General features: G+C 72.0%; 12 protein-coding genes. 9 read left to right on the plus strand and 3 right to left on the minus strand.

Annotation, left to right across the window (positions count from 1 at the left end; translation table 11 throughout):
• Positions 1 to 69 precede the first annotated feature (69 nt).
• The gene (gene ppc / locus AB4Z14_RS02510) at positions 70 to 2,907 is read right to left on the minus strand and encodes a phosphoenolpyruvate carboxylase (protein WP_442273789.1); all 2,838 of its coding nucleotides are present in this window, start codon (positions 2,905 to 2,907) and stop codon (positions 70 to 72) included.
• A gap of 197 nt (positions 2,908 to 3,104) precedes the next feature.
• Here ppc and rsmI point away from each other — a divergent pair, with 197 nt between their 5' ends.
• Together rsmI and AB4Z14_RS02520 are read left to right on the plus strand one after the other, a co-directional pair.
• Positions 3,105 to 3,935, plus strand: a complete 831-nt coding sequence (gene rsmI / locus AB4Z14_RS02515) for a 16S rRNA (cytidine(1402)-2'-O)-methyltransferase (RefSeq protein WP_442273790.1) — start codon at positions 3,105 to 3,107, stop codon at positions 3,933 to 3,935.
• 130 nt (positions 3,936 to 4,065) lie between these two features.
• Positions 4,066 to 4,491 (plus strand): OsmC family protein, encoded by a 426-nt coding sequence (locus AB4Z14_RS02520; protein WP_442273791.1) that lies wholly within the window; start codon positions 4,066 to 4,068, stop codon positions 4,489 to 4,491.
• 101 nt (positions 4,492 to 4,592) lie between these two features.
• On the opposite strand, the gene AB4Z14_RS02525 is transcribed toward AB4Z14_RS02520, so the two are convergent.
• Positions 4,593 to 5,024 carry an SRPBCC family protein gene (locus AB4Z14_RS02525; RefSeq protein ID WP_442273792.1) on the minus strand — a complete coding sequence of 144 codons (432 nt, stop codon included), beginning with the start codon at positions 5,022 to 5,024 and terminating at the stop codon, positions 4,593 to 4,595.
• 133 nt (positions 5,025 to 5,157) lie between these two features.
• Here AB4Z14_RS02525 and metG point away from each other — a divergent pair, with 133 nt between their 5' ends.
• From metG to AB4Z14_RS02560, 7 genes are all read left to right on the plus strand, one after another.
• On the plus strand, positions 5,158 to 7,077 hold the full coding sequence (metG, locus tag AB4Z14_RS02530) for a methionine--tRNA ligase (protein ID WP_442273793.1): 1,920 nt from the start codon (positions 5,158 to 5,160) through the stop codon (positions 7,075 to 7,077).
• Positions 7,074 to 7,955, plus strand: coding sequence for a TatD family hydrolase (locus tag AB4Z14_RS02535; RefSeq protein WP_442273794.1), 882 nt, complete (start codon positions 7,074 to 7,076; stop codon positions 7,953 to 7,955). The genes metG and AB4Z14_RS02535 overlap by 4 nt, the downstream gene beginning before the upstream one ends.
• A 185-nt stretch (positions 7,956 to 8,140) precedes the next feature.
• Entirely contained in the window at positions 8,141 to 9,307 is a 1,167-nt protein-coding gene (locus AB4Z14_RS02540) for a transglycosylase family protein (protein ID WP_442273795.1), read from the plus strand.
• Positions 9,308 to 9,455: 148 nt separating this feature from the next.
• Complete coding sequence (gene rsmA, locus AB4Z14_RS02545; RefSeq protein WP_056826715.1) at positions 9,456 to 10,379, plus strand: 16S rRNA (adenine(1518)-N(6)/adenine(1519)-N(6))-dimethyltransferase RsmA; 924 nt, start codon at positions 9,456 to 9,458, stop codon at positions 10,377 to 10,379.
• Positions 10,380 to 10,409: 30 nt separating this feature from the next.
• Positions 10,410 to 11,354, plus strand: coding sequence for a 4-(cytidine 5'-diphospho)-2-C-methyl-D-erythritol kinase (locus tag AB4Z14_RS02550; protein WP_442273796.1), 945 nt, complete (start codon positions 10,410 to 10,412; stop codon positions 11,352 to 11,354).
• A gap of 145 nt (positions 11,355 to 11,499) precedes the next feature.
• Positions 11,500 to 13,371, plus strand: coding sequence for an ABC-F family ATP-binding cassette domain-containing protein (locus tag AB4Z14_RS02555; RefSeq protein ID WP_442273797.1), 1,872 nt, complete (start codon positions 11,500 to 11,502; stop codon positions 13,369 to 13,371).
• A 41-nt stretch (positions 13,372 to 13,412) separates the two neighbouring features.
• Positions 13,413 to 13,796 carry a glyoxalase gene (locus tag AB4Z14_RS02560; protein ID WP_442273798.1) on the plus strand — a complete coding sequence of 128 codons (384 nt, stop codon included), beginning with the start codon at positions 13,413 to 13,415 and terminating at the stop codon, positions 13,794 to 13,796.
• Between the two features lie 13 nt (positions 13,797 to 13,809).
• Here AB4Z14_RS02560 and AB4Z14_RS02565 read toward each other — a convergent pair whose 3' ends face one another.
• Positions 13,810 to 14,352: a MarR family winged helix-turn-helix transcriptional regulator gene (locus AB4Z14_RS02565; RefSeq protein ID WP_056826719.1), complete on the minus strand. Its 543-nt coding sequence runs from the start codon at positions 14,350 to 14,352 to the stop codon at positions 13,810 to 13,812.
• Positions 14,353 to 14,373: the final 21 nt, after the last annotated feature.

Genomic DNA, 14,373 nt, shown 5'->3' on the forward strand with positions numbered 1-14,373 from the left:
CGCGGAGTTTGGGGTGAGGCGCTCACTCGAGTGTGGTCGGGCGCTCACTCGACTGCGTGTGGTTGGGGTTCAGCCGGTGTTGCGCAGGCCTGCGGCGATGCCGTTGATCGTCAGGAGCAGTGCGCGCTGCACGTCCGCATCCGGCTCGACGTCGTCGGGCACCGCGCGCGACCGTGCGAGGAGCGAGGTCTGCAGCGCGTGGAGCGGGGCGAGGTAGCTGTCGCGCAGGTCGAGCGTGCGCCGCAGGACGGGGGCCGCCTCGAGCAGCTCCTTCTGTCCGGTGACCCGCAGCACCTCCTCGACCGTCCGCGCGTGCTCCTCGCGGATCGTGTCGAAGACCCCGGCGACGTCGTCGGGCACGAGGGCCCGCACGTAGCCGGCGGCGATGTCGAGGTCCGACTTCGCGAGCGTCATCTGGACGTTGGACAGGAACGTGCGGAAGAAGGCCCACGAGCCGTACATCTCGCGCAGCGTCTTCTCGCGCCCGTCCTCGCGAGCCGCGGCGAGACCGGAGCCGACGCCGAACCAGCCCGGCAGGATGATCCGCGACTGGGTCCAGCCGAAGACCCACGGGATGGCGCGGAGGTCCTCGAGTCCGCCCTCGCCGCCGGGTCGCTTGGAGGGCCGCGAGCCGATGTTCATCTTGCCCAGCTCGTCGACCGGCGTCGCCGACACGAAGAAGGGCACGAGCCCGGGGTCGCGCACGAGGGAGCGGTAGGCGTCCTGGCCACGACCCGCGACGAGGTCCATCGTGCCGTTCCAGCCGTCGAGGACGTCCTGCGGCAGCAGCGACCGCCGGTGCAGGACCGAGGCCTCGAGCACGGCGGCGAGAGCGACCTCGAGGTTGAAGCGCGCGAGTCCGGGCAGGGTGTACTTGTCGCTGATGACCTCGCCCTGCTCGGTGATCTTGATCGGGCCGTCGAGGCTGCCGTAGGGCTGGGAGAGGATCGCCTCGCCGGTCGGGCCGCCGCCACGTCCGACCGAACCGCCTCGGCCGTGGAAGAGCCTCAGGACGACGCCGTGCTGGCGGGCGACGTCGCGCAGGGCGCGCTGGGCCCGGTGGATCTGCCACTGCGAGGCGGCGATCCCGGCGTCCTTCGACGAGTCGGAGTAGCCGAGCATGATCTCCTGCACGTCGCCGCGGGCCGCGACGACACGGCGGTACGACGGGTCGGACAGCAGCGCGTCGAGGAGCGGTCCGGCGGCCTCGAGCTCGGCGACGGTCTCGAAGAGCGGCGCGAAGCCGATGCGCGCGCTGGCCGGAGTCGAGTCGGTGCCCGTGTCGACGAGGCCCGCCTCACGGGCCAGCACGACGACGGCGAAGAGGTCGTCGACGTCGTGGGTCATCGACACGATGTAGGTCTCGATCGCCTCGGGGCCGTAGGTGTCGAGCGCCCTCCCGATCGCGGCCATGAGTGACAGGGACGCCTGCGCGGCGTCGCCGACGTCGTGGACGCCGACACCGGTGAGCGGACGGCGCGAGGCCATCTCGCGGGACAGCACCGTGATGCGTGCGGCGTGGTCGAGCTCGCCGTAGGGGGTGTCGAGGCCGCCGATGCGGTCGTAGAGGTCGGCGAGGGCGGCGTGGTGCTTCGCGCTGTGCTCGCGCACGTCGAGCGTCGCGAGGCCGGTGCCGGTGGCGACGGCCGCGCGGATGAGGCGCAGGATCGCACCGTCCGCCGTCAGCGTGTCACCGGCCGCGAGCATCGAGTCGCGCATGAGGACGAGGTCGTCGAGCAGCTCGTCGAAGCCTGCGTAGTCGCGACCGGGCTCGTGCGCGCTCCCGTGGGTGAGGCGGTCGCGCGTGCGCAGCAGCCGGACGCGCACGAAGCTGAGCTTGAGGCGATAGGGCTCCTCCGCGTTGAGCCGGCGCACGGCGGCATACGTCACCGGCAGGGCCTCCGCGTCGCGCTCGAGGCTCTCGCGCAGTGCGTCGCTGACCTCGACGAAGCGGGTCGACGACGACAGCTCGTGGAGCATGTGGTCGAGCTTCTCGACGAGCTCGGCGAGGCCGGCGTCGTGCTGCATGCCGATGACCGCGAGGGTCACCTCGGGCGTGACGTTGGGGTTGCCGTCGCGGTCGCCGCCGGCCCAGGCGCCGAAGCGCAGCGGCCGGGCCGACGGTGGCAGCTCGACGCCGATGCCGGCGAGCGTCCGGTCGAGCTCGGCGAGCAGGTCGGGCACCACCTGGTCGGCGAGGAAGCGGAGCGTGTGCATGGCCGTGCGGGCCTCGTCCGTCGGCTCGGGTCGGACGATGCGCAGCTCGTCGGTCTGCCACATCATGTCGACGAGCTCGGCCAGCCGACGCTCGGCACGCGGTCCGTCGGAGACGGGACGGCGCGGGTCCTCGAGCTCGTCGACGGTCACGGCGATCCGCCGGAGCAGGTTGAGGACGGTGCGTCGCGTCGCCTCGGTGGGGTGCGCGGTGAACACGGGGCGGTACTCCAGGCGGGCGAGGATCGACTCGAGCTCGGCGCGCTCGAGGGTCCCGGCCTCGAGCGCGGCCCCGATGCGCCCGACCGTCGCTGTCAGCGGGGTCTGCTCGACCGCGCTCAGCTCCTGCCAGCGGTGCAGCTGCTCGGTGACGTTGACGAGCTGGAAGTAGGCCGTGAAGGCCCGGGCCAGCACGACGGCAGTCGAGGCGTCGACGCCCTCGAGGAGCGCCCGCAGCTCGTCGTCCTCGGGCTCGCGGGCCAGCCCGCGCACCTTCTCGACGAGGGCGAGCAGGTCGGCGCCCTCGTGGCGTTCGAGCGCCTCGCCGAGCAGCGCGCCCAGCTGGCGCACGGACGCGCGGAGGGCGGCGTGCTGCTGCGCCGACGAGACGCCTGAGGCGAACGTCGCGGCGTTCGGCTCGCGTCGGTCGGCCTCGAGGAGCTGCTCGGTCGTGGCGGGGCCCTGGCTCGTCATGGGTCTGTCGTACCGCGTCGAGGTTCCGTCGGCGTTTCGAGTCCACGATGGGGACCATCTCGTGGACACCGAAGTCCACCACGTGGACGGGCGTCGGGGTCGTCGGCGGCTCGTGACCTCGACGAGCCGCCACCTGGCCGGTTGTCGTGACGCGCGGTCGCGACAACGGCACGTCGGTGCCCTGCGAGGATGACGGCATGACCACCGGCACCCTCGTCCTCGCGGCCACTCCGATCGGCGACCCACGGGACGCGGCCCCCCGACTGGGGCAGGAGCTCGCCACCGCCGACGTCGTCGCGGCCGAGGACACCCGTCGTCTGCGCCGCCTGCTCACCGACCTCGCCGTGACCCCGACCGGGTCGGTCGTCAGCTACCACGAGCACAACGAGGCCGCCCGGACGCCCGACCTCGTCGCCCGGCTCGTCGCGGGGGAGCGCGTCGTCGTGGTCACCGACGCCGGTATGCCGTCCGTCTCCGACCCCGGCTACCGCCTCGTCGCCGCTGCGGTCGACGCTGGCGTACGCGTCACGTGCGTCCCCGGACCGAGCGCGGTCCTCATGGCGCTGGCGGTCTCGGGCCTCCCGGTCGACCGCTTCTGCTTCGACGGCTTCCTCCCGCGCAAGCCGGGCGAGAAGGCCAAGGTCCTCGCCGAGGTGGCCGACGAGCGGCGCACCATCGTCTTCTTCGAGGCGCCGCACCGGCTCCCGGAGACGCTCGCCGCGATGCGCGACGCCTTCGGCCCGGACCGCCGGGCCGCCGTGTGTCGCGAGCTGACGAAGACCTACGAGGAGGTCCGACGCGGCACGCTCGACGAGCTCGTCGCGTGGGCCGAGGGCGGCGTCAAGGGCGAGATCACCGTCGTCGTGGCCGGTGCCGAGCGGGTGGTGCCGTCCCTCGAGGAGGCCGTGGCCGGCATCCGCACGCGGGTGGACGCGGGGGAGCGGCTCAAGGACGTCGCCGCCGACGTCGCGGCGCGCACGGGGCTGTCCAAGAAGGCGCTCTACGACGCGTCGCTCGCCGCTCGCTGACCGCCCGGCGGGCCGTCTCGACAGGCGAACCCCTTGCCTCCCGGGGAACAGCGGGCAAGGCTGCTCTCGTTCCCTCTTCGGAGGCCGGCGACCGTCCGGCCGAGTCGACTGCACAGCGAAGGAGCAAGGCATGGGCACCACTCGCACCGCCAGCACGCACTGGGAGGGCTCGCTCTTCGAGGGCTCCGGACAGGTCAGCCTCGAGAGCTCGGGCATCGGCACCTACGACGTCAACTGGCCCTCGCGGGCGGAGTCGTCGAACGGCAGGACGAGCCCCGAGGAGCTCATCGCCGCCGCGCACTCCTCGTGCTACTCGATGGCGCTGTCGAACGGTCTCGCGCAGGCCGGCACGCCCCCGACGACGCTCGACACGACCGCCAACGTCACGTTCGTCCCCGGCACGGGCATCACCGAGATCGTGATCAGCGTCGTCGGTGACGTGCCCGGCATCTCGGCCGAGGACTTCCAGACCGCCGCCGAGGACGCCAAGGCCAACTGCCCGGTGAGTCAGGCGCTCAAGGCCGTGCCGATCTCGCTCGAGGCCCGCCTCGGCTGAGCCCGCGACGCTGCGGCCCCGCACGCCATCGGCGCCGACCCCCTCCGGGTCGGCGCCGATTCCGTTGTGGGTCAGGGCCGCTCGTGAAAGACGCGGAGCCCTCAGCCCGACTCGGCGGTCGACTTCAGCGACTCGAGCATGCCCTGCCAGCTCTGCGAGAACTGGTCGGCCTGCTCCTGCGAGTCGTTGCCGTCCTGCTCGAGCGCCAGCGTGGTGCGGCCGTCCCTCGTCGGGGTCAGCGTGTAGGTGACGGTGTGGTAGTTCTCGGGCCGGTCCTCCTGGCCCATGAGCGGGCTGTAGTGCGTCATCGAGAGACGGTGGCCCTCCTCGACCTCGAGCACCTCGCCCTTGTCCTCGTAGGGCTTGCCCTCCATCTCGCCCTGCCAGGTGATCGGACTGCCGACCTGCCAGTCGGTGGTGAGGGTGGTGCCGGCCATCCACGACCTCACCCGGTCCGGCTCCGTCAGGGCGCCCCAGACGGCACGCGGCGGTGCGTCGACGATGACCTCTGCCTGTGCGATGTGTCCAGTCATGCCTCTGTCGTACCCGCACGAGGGCGTCTCGCGCTAGAAGGAAGCCGACAGCGCGACCGCGCCCGAGTGGGCGACGGGGCCCACGGCATACTCCCGCGCGGCGCCGCCACGGGCCCGCCTAGGATTGCTCGCCATGAGCCATGTCCTGTCTGCCGTCGCCTGGCCGTACACCAACGGCCCGCGCCACATCGGCCACGTGGCCGGTTTCGGCGTGCCCTCCGACGTCTTCAGCAGGTACATGCGGATGGCCGGGCACGACGTCCTCATGGTCTCCGGCACCGACGAGCACGGCACGCCGATCCTCGTCCTCGCCGAGGAGGAGGGGCTGACGCCGCAGGAGCTCGTCGACAAGTACAACGCCGTCATCGCCCAGGACCTCGCTGACCTCGGCCTGTCCTACGACCTCTTCACCCGCACGACGACGCGCAACCACTACGCCGTCGTGCAGGAGATGTTCCGTCAGGTCCACGCCAACGGCTACATGATCGAGCAGACGACGCGCGGCGCCATCAGCCCGTCGACGGGCCGCACGCTGCCCGACCGCTACATCGAGGGCACGTGCCCGATCTGCTCCTTCCCCGAGGCCCGCGGCGACCAGTGCGACAACTGCGGCAACCAGCTCGACGCCGACGAGCTGATCAACCCGCGCAGCAAGATCAACGGTGAGACGCCCGAGTTCATCGAGACGCAGCACTTCTTCCTCGACCTGCCGGCCCTCGCCGGTGCGCTCGGCGAGTGGCTCGCGGGCCGTGAGGCGTCCGGCACGTGGCGGCCCAACGTCATCAAGTTCTCCGAGAACCTCCTCAAGGACGTCCGCCCCCGCGCGATGACCCGCGACATCGACTGGGGCATCCCCGTTCCGCTCGAGGGCTGGGAGGACAACCCGAGCAAGCGCCTCTACGTCTGGTTCGACGCCGTCATCGGCTACCTCTCGGCGTCGATCGAGTGGGCCCGCCGCGTCGGCGCCCCGGAGCGGTGGCGCGAGTGGTGGAACGACCCGTCGGCCGTGTCCTACTACTTCCAGGGCAAGGACAACATCACCTTCCACAGCCAGATCTGGCCGGCCGAAATGCTCGGCTACGCCGGCAGGGGTGACAAGGGCGGCGAGCCGGGGGAGTACGGCGTGCTCAACCTGCCCACCGAGGTCGTGGCCTCCGAGTTCCTCACCCTCGAGGGCAAGCAGTTCTCGACGAGCCGCAAGCACGTCATCTACGTCCAGGACATCGTCGCGCGCTACGGCCCTGACCCGATCCGCTACTTCATCTGCGCCGCCGGCCCCGAGAACCAGGACGCCGACTTCTCCTGGGCCGAGTTCGTCCAGCGCAACAACAGCGAGCTCGTCGCCGGCTGGGGCAACCTCGTCAACCGCACGGCCGCGATGATCGCCAAGAGCTTCGGCGAGATCCCGAGGGCGTATGCCGTCGAGCCCGTCGACGAGGAGCTGCTGGCCACCGTGCGGGGTGCGTTCGCGACCGTCGGCGCCTCCCTCGAGCGGCACCGGCAGAAGGCCGCCCTCGCCGAGGTCATGCGGGTCGTCGGGGAGGCCAACGCGTACGTCTCGAAGACCGAGCCGTTCAAGCTCAAGGGCGACGACGAGCGCGAGCGCCTCTCCACGGTGCTGCACACGCTGGCCCAGGCCGTCTCAGATATCAATACGCTGATCTCACCCTTCCTGCCCCACGCGGCGAACCGCGTCCATGCCGTCCTCGGCGGCGAGGGCCAGTTCATGCCGATGCCTCGTCTGGAGGTCGTCGCCGACCTCGACGACGACGCCCGGAGCTACCCGGTCATCACCGGCGAGTACTCCGCGACGCCCCGGTGGGAGTCGCGTCCGGTCGTCGTCGGGACGCCCGTCGCCAAGCCGTCCGGCGTCTTCGTCAAGCTCGACGCCGAGCAGGTCGTCGAGGACGAGCGCGCCCGCCTCGGCGACAGCGCGCCAGGCGGCACGCGGCACCACACCGACCCGCTCGCCGCGCCGAAGATGAGTGCGCCGAAGGGCGCCGGCCGGGGCGCCGGGAGCGCCACCGGCGCCGACGAGGCACCGACCGCATGACCTCGCACGCGTCGGGGCAGCGGGGCCTGCCGGAGACGGCGCCGGACCCGCTGCCCATCGACGTCGTCGACAACCACGTCCACCTCGACATCACGCGCGAGGGTGACGAGCCGTTCGACGTCGCCGACGCGATCAAGGCCGCCCGCGCCGTCGGTGTGACCCGTCTCGTCCAGGTCGGGTGCGACCTCGACGGGATCCGCTTCACCATGGACGCCATCGACGCCCATGACGAGCTGGTCGGCGGAATCGCCTTGCACCCCAACGAGGTTCCACGCCTCGCGGCGGGCGGTCGGCTCGAGGAGGCGTATGCCGAGGTGGAGCGCTGCGCGGCCCACGACCGCGTCCGCGTCATCGGTGAGACCGGTCTCGACTACTTCCGCACCGGCCCCGAGGGCGTGCCGGTGCAGCAGGACGGCTTCCGCTGGCACATCGACCTCGCCAAGCGGCTCGGCAAGGCCCTGCAGATCCACGACCGCGACGCCCATCCAGACGTGCTCCGGATCCTCGGGGAGGAGGGGGCGCCCGAGCACACGGTGCTGCACTGCTTCTCCGGCGACCTGACGATGGCGCGCGAGTGCGTCGACCGGGGCTACTACCTCAGCTTCGCGGGCACCGTGACCTTCAAGAACGCGCGCGGCCTGCGTGACGCGCTGACCGCGATCCCGCTCGACCGGATCCTCGTCGAGACCGACGCGCCCTACCTCGCTCCGGCCCCGCACCGGGGTGCCACGAACGCCTCGTTCCTCGTGCCCGTGACGGTCCGGGCGATGGCCGCGGTGCTCAACATCGACGTCCCCGCGCTGTGTCGTGCGGTCTCGGAGAACAGCGAGCGGGTCTACGGTCCGTGGGGTGCGGAGCGAACCGGGCAAACCGCCTAGCGCACTGCAGAACGTCGCGTCCACCGACACCGGTCTCCGTTACCGAAATTTGACCTTTCCGTGGTGTGTCGGTCACTGTGGACGACTGTTGGCCGGTTGCCACCCCGCATCGACCTCCTTCCGACGACGTGAGGAGGACGGATCGAGAGCGCGTTGCACCCGGGTCGTTCGACGTTCGGAGTGTTTTGATTTCTCGCAACGCCAAGATCCTGGCCGCCGCTGGCGCGGCCGTCGTCCTCACCGGTGGCGCCGTCGGCGCCACCCAGCTCGACAAGGCCGTCAACCTCTCCGTGGACGGCACGGCCAGCTCGGCCCACGTCTTCGGCAGCACGGTCGGCGACGTCCTCGACAGCCAGGGGATCGCGGTCAAGCCGGGCGACGTCGTCGTCCCTGCCGCGGACGCCCCCATCAGCGACGGCGACACGATCACCGTCAAGTACGCCCGCCTGCTGACCCTCACGGTCGACGGCAAGACGCGCCAGCTGCGCACGACCGAGACCACGGTCGACGGAGCGCTCCTCGCGCTCGGCCTCCGCGGTGAGGGTGCCCGCCTGTCGGTCTCCCGTTCGCAGACCATCGGTCGCCAGGGCCTGACCGTCAGCATCGTCACCCCCAAGGCCGTCACGGTCGTGGTCGACGGCAAGACGACGAAGAAGACCATCGCCGCGGCAACCGTCGGCGAGGCGCTGACGCAGCTCGGCGTCCGTGTCGGCAAGGCCGACAAGGTCAACCCGCCGGTCACGACCCGCCTCACCTCGGGTGCCAAGATCGCCGTCCAGCGCGTGCAGACCAAGGACAAGAAGGTCAACGAGTCCATCGCCTTCGGCACGACGAAGAAGAAGACGAGCGACCTCTACGCCGACCAGACCAAGGTCTCGCGTGCCGGTGTCGCCGGCGTGCGCACCGTCACGGTCCGCACCACCGTCGTCGACGGCAAGGTCGTCTCCACCAAGGAGATCTCCTCGAAGGTGACCAAGGCGCCCGTCGACCGCATCCTGCTCGTCGGCTCCAAGGCCCGCCCGGCCGCTGCCCCGCGCACGACGAGCACCGGCAGCACCGGCAGCACCGGCAGCACCCGCAGCACCGGTGGCTCCACCTCGGGTGCGGGCATCAACCTGGCCCGCGCGGCCATGTGGGACAGCATCGCCCAGTGCGAGTCGACCGGTAACTGGCACATCAACACCGGCAACGGCTACTACGGAGGCCTGCAGTTCCTCACCTCCACGTGGCTCGCCTACGGCGGTGGCGACTTCGCCTCCCGCGCCGACCTCGCCTCGCGCGAGCAGCAGATCACCGTGGCCAACCGCGTCTACGCCGACAACGGCACGTCGCAGTGGCAGTGCAAGGCCTGACCTGACGCCAGGCGTTGCCATGCACGAGAGGCCCCCGACCGTCACGGTCGGGGGCCTCGTCCGTTCGTGTGCGGGTGCGCGAGCGAGCGTGACTGCGACACCCGCCCGACGGCATACGCCATCGAGCACGGCCCCATAGGGTGAGCGCATGAGCAAGAAGGACGCGCCGGCCGTCGACGATGCCGCGCTCCTCGGGCCGGCACAGGTGCGTGAGCTCGCCGAGCGTCTCGAGGTGCGGCCGACGAAGCAGTGGGGCCAGAACTTCGTCGTCGACGCCAACACGGTGCGCAAGATCGTCCGGGTGGCCGGCGTGGGACCGCACGACGTCGTCGTCGAGGTCGGGCCCGGACTCGGCTCGCTCACCCTCGCGCTCCTCCCGGTCGTCAAGCACGTCACGGCCGTCGAGGTCGACCCGCGGCTCGCGGGGGCGCTCGAGGAGACCGTCCGCTCGCTCCAGCCGGAGAACGCCGACAAGCTGCGCCTCGTCGCGGCCGACGCCCTGACGATCACGAAGCTCCCCGGCCCCGACCCCACCGCGCTCGTCGCCAACCTGCCCTACAACATCTCGGTCCCCGTCGTGCTCTCCTTCCTCCAGCACTTCCCGACGATCGAGCGCGTCCTCGTCATGGTGCAGCTCGAGGTCGCCGAGCGGCTCGCGGCCAAGCCGGGCAGCAAGATCTACGGCGTCCCGAGCCTCAAGGCCGCGTGGTACGCCGATGTCGAGCTGGCCGGGCGGGTCGGGCGCAACGTCTTCTGGCCGGCGCCCAACGTCGACTCGGGCCTCGTCGCGCTGCGCCGGCGCAAGCCGCCGAAGACGACCGCGAGCCGCGAGGACGTCTTCCGCTGCATCGACGCGGCGTTCCTCCAGCGACGCAAGTCCCTGCGCGGGGCGCTCGCGTCCTGGGCGGGGTCCGCGGACGCCGCCGAGCAGGCGCTCGTCACCGCCGGGGTCGACCCGCGCACCCGCGGCGAACAGCTCGACATCCTGACCTTCGCGCGCATCGCGGAGGCCCGACCGGAGGGCGTGCGTCCCGCCGAGCCGCGCGCACGCCGTCGGGGCCATACGTCCTGACGCCGACGGGTCGGCCCATAGGGTGGGCGCATGACTGTCGCTCCGACCCTGCCCGGCGCGGTGACCGTGCGGGTCCCGGCCAAGGTCAACCTCGAGCTGCGCGTCGGTCCCCGGCGCCCTGACGGCTTCCACGCGCTCGCGACCGTCTACCAGGCGGTCTCGCTGCACGACGAGGTCTCCGTCGCACGCTGGAACGACTGGCAGGTCGTCGCCGCGGGAGCGTATGCCGACCGCATCCCCACCGACGGAGCCAACCTCGCCGTCCGCGCCGCCCGTCTCGTCGCCGACCGCTGGGACGTCGACGAGCGCCTCTCGATCCGCATCGACAAGGACATCCCGGTCGCGGGCGGCATGGCCGGCGGGTCCGCCGACGCGGCCGCCACCCTCGTGGCGTGCGACCAGCTGTGGGGCCTCGGCCTCGACCGCGAAGAGCTCGCCGAGCTCGCGGCCACCCTCGGCAGCGACGTGCCGTTCATCCTCTCCGGCGGCAACGCCATGGGCTCGGGCCGCGGCGAGCAGCTCGCGCCGGTGCTGGCCCGCGGCACCTTCCACTGGGTCTTCGCCATCAGCGACACCGGACTGTCGACCCCGGAGGTGTATGCCGAGTGCGACCGCCTCCGCGCACGTGACGGCGTCGACGTGCCCGAGCCGCAGGTCAGCTCCGAGCTCATGGCCGCCTTGCGTTCGGGTGACCCGGCCCTGCTCGGCGCGGCCCTGCACAACGACCTCGAGCCGGCCGCCTTCTCGCTCCGGCCCCAGCTGCGCGAGCTGCGTGACGCGGGCGTCGAGTTCGGTGCGCTCGGCGGCGTCGTGTCGGGCTCGGGCCCGACCGTCGCCTTCCTCACCGAGAGCCACGAGGCCTCGCTCGACCTGTCGGTGTCGCTCGCGGCCTCCGACCTCTGCCGCGACCTGCGACGCGCCAAGGGCCCGGTCCACGGCGCCCACGTCGTGGCGACACCTCGCCACGCCGACTGAGCCGCGGGGACTCGACGGTGGGCTCCCGGCTCACTGACGCCGGAGCGCTGCGGCACCCCTGAGCCGGACCGGCGACGCCGCGCGTGTCCGGCGTCGATGAGCGGGATTCGGCGGCCGCCCGCGCAGGCCGTAGGGTCAGTCAGCGATGGCAAACCTGATCTCCCTCGAGCGCGTGTCGCTCGTCTTCGGCACGTCCCACGTCCTCGACGACGTCAGCCTCGGTGTCCTCACGGGCGACCGCATCGGCGTCGTCGGCGTCAACGGCGGTGGCAAGTCGACGTTGTTGCGCGTCATGGCCGGCCTGCAGGAGGCCGACTCGGGCCGCATCACCAAGCAGGGCGGCGCCGACGGCATCCGCATCGGCATGCTCGCCCAGGAGGACGCGCTCGACCCCGAGTGGACGATCCACGAGGCCGTGCTCGGCGACCTGCCCGAGCACGTCTGGGCGGGCGACCCCCGCATCCGCGACGTCCTGACCGGGCTGCTCGGCGGCATCGAGGCCGAGAACGTCGGCGGCCTCGACAGCCGCGTCGGCCCCAAGTCCGGTGGAGAGCGGCGCCGGCTCGCGCTGGCCCGCCTGCTCGTCTCGGACCCCGAGCTGCTCCTGCTCGACGAGCCGACCAACCACCTCGACGTCGAGGGGGTCGCCTGGCTCGCCGACCACCTCGCGACGAAGCGACCCCGACCCGGCAACGCAACCGTCGCGATCACCCACGACCGCTGGTTCCTCGACGCCTATGCGACGAACACGTGGGAGGTCGAGGGGGGCAAGGTCAGCGCCTTCGAGGGAGGGTATGCCGCGTACGTCCTCGCCAAGGCCGAGCGCGACCGCCTCGCCGGGGTCGTCGCCGACCGCCGCTCCAACCTCATGCGCAAGGAGCTCGCGTGGCTGCGCCGCGGGGCGCCCGCGCGCACGAGCAAGCCGAAGTTCCGCATCGACGCGGCCAACGCGCTCATCGCCGACGAGCCCGCCCCGCGCAACAGCGTCGAGCTCGCGTCGTTCGCGAGCCGCCGCCTCGGCAAGGACGTGCTCGACCTCGAGGACGCCACGGTGTCCGTCGGCGAGCCACCGCACGAGCGTCGGCTGCTCGACCACGTGACGTGGCGGCTCGCGCCGGGGGAGCGCATCGGCATCGTCGGGGTCAACGGCGCGGGCAAGTCGACCCTCCTGCGCGCGCTGACGGGCGAGATCCCGCTCGACGCCGGCCGCCGCAAGATCGGCAAGACCGTCGCCATCGCCCACCTCACGCAGGAGGTGCGCGAGCTCGAGCGCTTCGAGCAGTGGCGGGTCATCGAGGCCATCGAGGACGTGAAGCAGTGGACGACTCTCGGAGACAAGGAGATCAGTGCGAGCCAGCTCGCGACGCGTCTCGGCTTCCCCGGCGGTCGCCAGCAGGCGCGGGTCGGTGACCTGAGCGGTGGCGAGCGTCGCCGGCTCCAGCTGACCCGGCTGCTGCTCACGGAGCCCAACGTCCTCATCCTCGACGAGCCGACCAACGACCTCGACATCGAGACGCTCACCTCCCTCGAGGACGTCCTCGACGGCTGGGCCGGCACCCTCGTCGTCGTCTCGCACGACCGCTACCTGCTCGAGCGGGTGGCCGACAAGCAGCTGGCGCTGCTCGGCGACGGCAAGGTGCGCGAGCTGCCCGGCGGCGTCGAGGAGTACCTCCGGTTGCGCACGGCGGACATCGCGGCCCAGGTTGCGCGCGCGGCCGCGTCCTCGGCCCCGAGCAGTGGCGCGGCTGCCCCATCGAGCTCGCCGGACGGCACACCTGCCCAGGCTGCGGCGACCGCGAGCCCGGCCGAGGTGCGCGAGGCGCGCAAGTCGATGGCGCGCATCGAGAAGCAGCTCTCGCGGTTGCAGGACCGTGAGGAGCGCCTGCACGGCGACATGGCCGAGAAGGCCACGGACCCCGCGGCCCTCGCCGACCTCAACGCGAAGCTGCAGGCCGTCGCCACCGAGCGCGAGGACCTCGAGCTCGAGTGGCTCGAGGCCGCGGAGGTCGTCGGCTGACCGTCTGGAGCCCGGGTCGCCGGGCTCTTGAAAGTATCTTGATGTCAAGATACTTTGAGGGCATGGAGATGTTCCTGCACCACGTCCAGGTGTCCGGTCCGGCCGGGTGCGAAGACGCCATGCGCGACTTCTACGTCGGCGTCCTCGGGATGACCGAGGTCGACAAGCCCGAGCGGCTCCGGGCCCGCGGCGGCGCGTGGTTCCGGGCCGGCTCCGCCGAGGTGCACGTCGGCATCGAGGAGGGCTTCGTCCCGGCGCGCAAGGCCCATCCCGGCATCGCGGTCGGTGCCGTCGCCGCCCTCGCGCTCGCCGTCGGGCAGGCGGGGGCGCCGGTGACGTGGGACGAGAGCATCCCTGGCCTGCGCCGCTTCCACACCACCGATCCCGTCGGCAACCGGCTGGAGTTCCAGCAGGCGCAGCGGTGACCGAGTGAGGACCTCAGCCGTGCGAGTCGCGACGCGTCTCGCGGGTCTCCCGGGTCTCGAGCGGGGCCAGCATCCGCCGCAGCAGCCCGGCCAGCTGGGTCCGGTCAGTCGCCGACAGCTCCGAGAGCAACGACTTCTCCTGCTCGATGAGGTCGGCCATCGCCGAGTCGACGACGTCGCGACCCGCCGGGGTCAGGCGCACGAGCACGCCGCGCCGGTCACCGGGGTCGGGACGCCGCTCGACGAAGCCGCTGCGCTCGAGTCGGTCGACGCGGTTGGTCATCGTCCCCGACGTGACGAGGGTCTGCTGCACGAGCTGGCCGGGCGACAGCTCGTAGGGCTCGCCGGCCCGGCGCAGCGCCGACAGCACGTCGAACGCCCACCCGTCGAGCAGGTGCTCGGAGAACGCCGAGCCGCGGGCGAGGTCGAGGCGGCGCGCGAGCCGCGACACCCGCGAGAGCACCTCGAGCGGCGACACGTCGAGGTCGGGGCGCTCCCGGCGCCAGGCCGCGACGATCTCGTCGACATCGTCGGCGGGCCTGCGGTCGGCGCTCATGCCCCCAACTGTAGTCGCCGT

It is taken from the genome of Terrabacter sp. 2TAF16 (assembly GCF_052115065.1).
Classification (GTDB): Bacteria; Actinomycetota; Actinomycetes; order Actinomycetales; family Dermatophilaceae; genus Terrabacter.